Origin of the sequence: Luteococcus sp. Sow4_B9 (assembly GCF_052116585.1) — a bacterium.
Lineage (GTDB): Bacteria > Actinomycetota > Actinomycetes > Propionibacteriales > Propionibacteriaceae > Luteococcus.
In genome coordinates, this window is record NZ_JBQKKT010000027.1 from 26,027 (window position 1) to 32,302 (window position 6,276).

Genomic DNA, 6,276 nt, shown 5'->3' on the forward strand with positions numbered 1-6,276 from the left:
GAGCGCCCCTCCACCGAACGGTGGAGGGGCGCTCTGGCTTGGGGCGGGCGCTCCGGCTTGGGCCGGCGGGCGCTGGGCCAGTCGGCTCTGGGCGATTCAGACGGCGAGGACGGGGCGCAGATCGGCAGCGCGTTGAGGGGCCGTCGCGTCGCCGCACTCCACGAGCCAGCGGGCCAGCATCTGGTGCCCGCCCTGCGTGAGGACGCTCTCTGGGTGGAACTGGACGCTCTCGCACGGGTGCTCACGGTGCCGCACCCCCATGATCACGCCATTCTCCGTGCGGGCGGTGACCCGCAGGCAGTCGGGCAGGGTCTCCGGCACGATCGCCAGGGAGTGGTAGCGGGTGCACGTCACCGGGCTGGGCAGATCCGCGAAGACCCCCTCACCCTCATGGAAGACCTCGCTGGTCTTGCCGTGCAGCAGCTCGGGTGCCCGGTCCACCGTCCCACCGAAGGCGACGGCCATCGACTGCAGCCCCAGGCAGACGCCGAAGATCGGAATGCGACCAGTCAGCTGACGCACCACCTCGACGCACACGCCCGCCTCCTCGGGCGTGCCGGGCCCCGGGGAGAGGAGTACCCCGTCGAAGTCCTGGATCCAGTCATCGGACAGGCTCCCATCGGCTCGCAGCAACCTCTCGTCGTCATTGCGCCAGACCTCCACCGTGGCCCCGATCTGGGCCAGGTACTGCACGATGTTGTAGACGAACGAGTCGTAGTTGTCGATGACGAGGATGCGAGCCATGGCGCCCATTCTGGCGCAGTGCCCGATGGTGGGCCGGCCGGTCCCATTCAAGGCCCGCTCCTGCAGAGTCGTGCTCCCGTCCCAGACCAGCTCCGTCAGCGACGGGCCTGGGCATCGGAGACGTCGAGGGAACCCGTGTACCCAGGCATGGTGACGCTGGCCAGTCGTGTCTGCTTCCAGCCGAGCCGGTAGGCGTCCACATACTGCTGGTAGACCGCCACCTCCTTGCTGGTGGCCAGGGCCGCCTCCATCCGATCCACATCCCCGATTGCCGTGATCACATACGGAGGGGCGTAGGGAACACCACGCAGCACGACGGTGTTGCCGACGCACTTGATGCCGGTCAGGGAGGTAACCCGCTGACCCTGGATGGTCATGGCCTCGGCACCACCGGCCCACAGGACGTTCACCACCATCTGGATGTCCTGTTGGTGCACGACGAGCAGGTCACCCGCCACACCGGCCGGCTGCACGCTCAGCGGCGCGTCGGTGAGGGTCACGCTGACGGCGGGCCCCTTCACCGGCGTCAGGCCCGCCTCACGGGTGACCTTGGCAAGTTCTTGATGGGCAGTGTCGTCGTCGTCGGCCTGGTCGCTCATCCGGTCCACCTCGGCACGCAGGGCGGCGACCTCCTGGGCCAGCTGGGCATTGCTGCGCCCCTGGGACCGCACCAGGTCTGCCAGGTCACTGTTGCGGTCGGGACGCAGGTCCGTCCCCCGGCTGATGCTGGCGCTGGTGGCAATCATCACACCGGCCAGCACAACCACCAGCAGGGACAGGAAGCGCGCGCCGCGCGAGACGGGCTTGTTGGCTTGCTTCAACCGAGCGCGCCGCAGCCGGCTGACGACGCGATGGCGGGAGGATTCCTGCGTGGACACGCGGACCTCCTCCTACCTCGGCGTTGTCATCGGGGGAATCCCCGAGGCGTGAACTAGGCTACCGGCTGTGACCCGGCAAGCCCGTCGGGCACAGTCACCCAGGAGTACGTCTTGCCAGAGTCCAAGGTCCGCAAGCACACCGCTGCCAAGAAGAAGGCGGAGCACAAGCAGGAACTCGCGGCCCAGCGCCGCCAGAAGGACCGGCTCCAGGGCACCAGTGGCGCCTGGGTGCCATGGGCCTTCTGCATCGTGGGTCTGCTCGGCGTCGCCTGGTTGGTCACCTTCTACATTGCCGGCAACCTCATCCCCGGCATGTCCGAGCTGGGCAACTGGAACATCCTGATCGGCATGGGCCTGATGGCGGCCGCCTTCGGGATCGCCACCATGTGGAAGTAGCCCTCCACCACACCTGCGTCAAACGAGAACTGAGTGTGTTCTGCACCGATGACGGTGCAGAACACACTCAGTTCGTCGTGGCCGACCCAGTGGGGCCGTCGGTTCAGCCCTGGGGCTTCAACAACGGGAAGAGGATCGTCTCGCGGATCCCGGCGTCGGTGAACAGCATCACCAGACGGTCAATGCCCAGACCCAGACCACCCATCGGCGGGCAGCCGAATTCCAGCGCGTTCAGGAAGTCCTCGTCCAGCTGCATGGCCTCCGGGTCACCGGCGGCCGCGGCCAGCGACTGGGCGGTGAGCACCTCGCGCTGCACCACCGGATCCACCAGCTCGGTGAAGCCCGTGCCCCGCTCCATGCCGCCGATGATGAGGTCCCAGGCCTCCACCAGGCCGGGCTCGCTGCGATGCGGACGGGCCAGCGGCTGCGCGATGGCCGGGTAGTCGCACACGAAGGTGGGATTGATCAGCGTCGGCTCGACGACCTCACCGAACAGCTCCATGGCCAGCTTGCCGGGTGCCCACTTCGGGTCGTGGTCGATCTCGCGCTCCTCCAGCAGCTGGAGGAGACGCTCGGCCGGGGTGTCGATGGTGATCGTCTCCCCCAGCGCCTCGGACAGGCCCGGGTAGAAGCTGAGCCACTTCCACTCGCCGTCCAGATCGATGGTGCCGGCAGGCGTCTCGATCTGGTGGATGCCGGTGGCCTCGGCGGCCGCCATGATGACGTCCTTGATCACGTCGGCGATGGTGAACTGATCGCCCCAGCTCATGTAGGCCTCGAGCATCGTGAACTCGGCCGAGTGCGAGCTGTCGATGCCCTCATTGCGGAAGATACGACCCATCTCGTAGACGCGGTCCGCACCGCCCACCATGGCCCGCTTCAGGAAGAGCTCCAGGGCGATGCGCAGCGTCATGTCGATGTCGAAGGCATTCAGGTGCGTGTTGAAAGGACGCGCCGCGGCACCGCCGTGCACCAGCTGCAACGTGGGCGTCTCGATCTCGATGAAACCCTGTCCGTCGAGCACCTTGCGGATCGCCTGGTAGATGGCGGCGCGGGTACGCACCATGTTGCGGGCCTCCTCGCGCACCACCAGATCGGCATAGCGCTGGCGCACCCGGGCCTCCTCCGAGAGGTCCTTGTGCAGCGTCGGCAGGGGGCGCAGGGCCTTCGACGCCATCCGCCACTCGGCGGCCATGACGCTCAACTCGCCGCGCTTGGAGCAGATCACCCGGCCCCGGACCCACACGAAGTCCCCCAGGTCGACGTCGGCCTTCCAAGCCGCGAGCGACTCCTCGCCCACCTCCGCCAGACTCAGCATCACCTGTAGGCGCTCGCCGGAGTTGTCGTGGGTGAAGCCGTCCTGCAGCGTGGCGAAGGCCAGCTTGCCGGTATTGCGGATGAAGACCACACGGCCACCAATCGTGACCTCGTCGGTGGTCTCCTCACCGGCGGTCAGCTGACCCCAGCCGGCGCGGACATCGGCCAGCGTGTGGCTGCGACGCAGATCTGCGGGGTAGGCCTGCTGCCCGGCCTCGATGATGCGTTCCCGCTTGTCGCGTCGAACCTGCATCTGCTCGGAGACGGAGGGCCCCTCAGCGGCGGTGGTTGCGGCGTTGTCAGTGTTCTGGCTCACCCGCCCAGACTATCGCGAGGGCCGCACCGTTCTGCCGCGCGCGTAACACCTGCCCATCGAGGGCCCGGATGCCTAGCGTTGGTACCCAAGCAAGCACCACCCGCAGTACTTGGACAGGTCCAACAGCCACCAGCCCAGGAGGATGCATGAGCGAGAACCGTTACGCCCCCGATTCCGACCAGGATCCCGGCACGCCCGACGTGGTGGACGCCAACGTGAACCCTTACCAGAACAGGTCCGAGGTGCCCGGCCCGGTGGAGTCCGCCGGAAACCCCGAGCGCTACGACAGTCAGAGTGACCGTCTCCGCGAGGCCGAGGTGGACCGAGAGGCTCGCACGGCTTCCGCCGGTGCCGACACCGACCGCATGATGGGCGAAGAGGACCGTGGCCTGCACGACGAGCGGCGCGGCGGCGGCGCCAGCGTCGTCGACGGCTCCGATACTCGCGGCGACGTGGTGGATGACCGCCGCGGAGAGGCCGTTCGTGAGGATCACGTCGGCGATGATCGTCTGGGGGACGGCCGGGATGACCGGGACATCCAGACCCCGGTGCGCCACGACCAGGACGGTGACGCCGACCGCACCGCGGACTACGGCATCGAGCGCGGAGAAAGCGATCCTGCCGCCGACGCGAATCCGGAGTTCCTCTGATCCGCAGAGCCCCAATCTGATCCGCAGGATCCGGCGACGGGAGCCAAAGCTCCTGCCAAGCTGTCGGTGCCGGTCATCCCGTCCGTAGGGTGACTGGCACCGACACGTTCGCGGACGTGACGCAGACGCAGGGGTCGCTGGCGGGGTCGCCGGTGCGTCAGTGCTCCGATCGCGTCAGGGTCCCGATCGCGTCAGGGTCCCGATCGGGTCAGGGCTTTTGGCCCTGTGATGGCCGTCCCCCTGCTGCGCGGACCACTCAGTCGAGCTCCACGCGGATCCCGTCGCTCTCCACCTGCCAGCGCACGTGGGACAGGTCACGGACCTGGGCATCGGCGTCGATCCGGTCCGGCGGAGTGCTGGTGAGGACCGCCAGGGTCGCCATCCCCGCTGCCCGCGCAGCCTCGACTCCCGTCGGGGCGTCCTCCACGACGAGGCAGCGAGAAGGGTCCGCTCCCAGCTGACGGGCTGCCGCAAGGAAGATGTCGGGGGCCGGCTTGCCCTCGGCGACGTCACTGGCCGTCACCAGCACGCGCGACGGTCTCAGGCCGGCGGCCTCCAGACGGGCACGGGCCACGGCATGGGTCCCGCTGGTCCCGATCGCCACGCGATCGGCCGGGAGCGCGTCCAGCGTCTCGGCAGCACCGGGCAGGGCTCGGATCGCGTGGGTGGTGGCCACCTCCAGCTCCTCGATGCGAGCCAGTCCCTCGTCGACGCGCTCCTCCGGCAGGCAGAGCCGGATGATGTCCTCGCTGGTCCAGCCGTGCCAGCTGCGTGATGTGTCCGGCTCGACGTCGTACTCGGCCATCCATCGTCCCCACGCCTCACCCAGGGCCTGGGCTGAGTCGACGAGCGTCTGGTCGAGGTCAAAGATGACGGCGTCGAAGACCCGTCCCTGCAGTGCACTGGCCATGGATCCATCCTGACACGGGCTGGATCGTGTGGGCTCGAGCGAGCCCAGCCCCGCCCCGCGTGGGATTGGTGGCCCAGCCCCCGCGCCGCGTGGGATTGGTGGCGGCTCCCCCGCCCCGCGTGGGATTGGTGGCCCAGCCCCCACCCCGCGTGGCTTTCATCACCCCGCGACGGGTACAACACACGCGACGTCACACAACCCACGCGACGCCGAACCAGGGCCTCACACCCCACGCGACGCCATTCCCAGACACCCGAACCCACGCGACGCCGCCGCCCCGGCGACACGGGGCAGTGAGTCAGGGCCTCACAACCCGGGACACCACCCCGGGAGCCGCAGGGTCCTCAGCCTCCCACCGGCCGCAGCATGGGCCAGGTGATGAAACCGTGCTCCTCCACCCGTCGCACCGGGATGAATCCCTTGCGCCGGTAGATGTCCACATTCCTCTCCAGATTGGTCTCCAGGTAGACGGGGAGCTCCCGCTCGTCGGCGATGGCCAGCCCACGGTCCAGAAGCTCCGACGCGACGCCGCGCCCCTGGTGCGTCGGAAGCACCGCCAGCGTCGCCAGATAGCGCTGTGGACCGTCGATCACCTGCCGGTGCAGGGCGACAAGGGCGTTCTGGGCAGCCATCAGCGCCAGCCCCGCCCGCACCCCCGCAATCGTCGCGATCTTCAGATTCGTCGGGTCGACGATGTCTCGCCAGCGCACCGGGGAATCGGCTCGGTCCAGCCACAGGGCCACCCCGACGGGCGCACCGTCTCGCTCCACCAGATCCACCGACCCGTCGCGCAGACACTCCCGCGCGATGCCGCCGAAGACCAAGGGCAGCAGGGAGGTGCGAGCCGTCAGGTCAGGGACGGTGTGCACGAACAGCGGGTCATCGACGAAGGCGGCCGCCGCGATCCGGGCGGCAGCGCCCACCGGATCGGCTGTGCGGGCGTGGGTGCGCTTAAGAGCTCGCGCGGATAGGAGGGACAGGTCCGGGGGCGAATATTCCCCGCTGCTAGCATCTGTAGCATGTCAGGCGCTTCGAGCTCGGCCGCTTGCGCGGCAGTGACCAGGA

Annotated in this window: 7 protein-coding genes; 2 read left to right on the forward strand and 5 right to left on the reverse strand. The window is 68.7% G+C overall.

Features of this window, described 5'->3' with window-relative positions:
* Positions 1–96: 96 nt before the first annotated feature.
* The gene (locus tag ACTQ49_RS13165; protein WP_441828293.1) at positions 97–744 is read right to left on the reverse strand and encodes an aminodeoxychorismate/anthranilate synthase component II; all 648 of its coding nucleotides are present in this window, start codon (positions 742–744) and stop codon (positions 97–99) included.
* Between the two features lie 95 nt (positions 745–839).
* Positions 840–1,622, reverse strand: coding sequence for a DUF881 domain-containing protein (locus ACTQ49_RS13170; protein ID WP_441828294.1), 783 nt, complete (start codon positions 1,620–1,622; stop codon positions 840–842).
* Positions 1,623–1,733: 111 nt separating this feature from the next.
* Here ACTQ49_RS13170 and ACTQ49_RS13175 point away from each other — a divergent pair, with 111 nt between their 5' ends.
* Positions 1,734–2,018 carry a cell division protein CrgA gene (locus tag ACTQ49_RS13175; RefSeq protein ID WP_441828295.1) on the forward strand — a complete coding sequence of 95 codons (285 nt, stop codon included), beginning with the start codon at positions 1,734–1,736 and terminating at the stop codon, positions 2,016–2,018.
* Between the two features lie 103 nt (positions 2,019–2,121).
* Here ACTQ49_RS13175 and lysS read toward each other — a convergent pair whose 3' ends face one another.
* On the reverse strand, positions 2,122–3,588 hold the full coding sequence (lysS, locus tag ACTQ49_RS13180) for a lysine--tRNA ligase (RefSeq protein ID WP_441828299.1): 1,467 nt from the start codon (positions 3,586–3,588) through the stop codon (positions 2,122–2,124).
* A 209-nt stretch (positions 3,589–3,797) separates the two neighbouring features.
* On the opposite strand from lysS, the gene ACTQ49_RS13185 reads away from it, so the two are divergent.
* Positions 3,798–4,301 carry a hypothetical protein gene (locus tag ACTQ49_RS13185; protein WP_441828296.1) on the forward strand — a complete coding sequence of 168 codons (504 nt, stop codon included), beginning with the start codon at positions 3,798–3,800 and terminating at the stop codon, positions 4,299–4,301.
* Positions 4,302–4,557: 256 nt separating this feature from the next.
* Here ACTQ49_RS13185 and ACTQ49_RS13190 read toward each other — a convergent pair whose 3' ends face one another.
* Positions 4,558–5,211 (reverse strand): HAD family hydrolase, encoded by a 654-nt coding sequence (locus ACTQ49_RS13190; RefSeq protein ID WP_441828297.1) that lies wholly within the window; start codon positions 5,209–5,211, stop codon positions 4,558–4,560.
* Between the two features lie 344 nt (positions 5,212–5,555).
* Entirely contained in the window at positions 5,556–6,134 is a 579-nt protein-coding gene (locus ACTQ49_RS13195; protein ID WP_441828298.1) for a GNAT family N-acetyltransferase, read from the reverse strand.
* Positions 6,135–6,276: the final 142 nt, after the last annotated feature.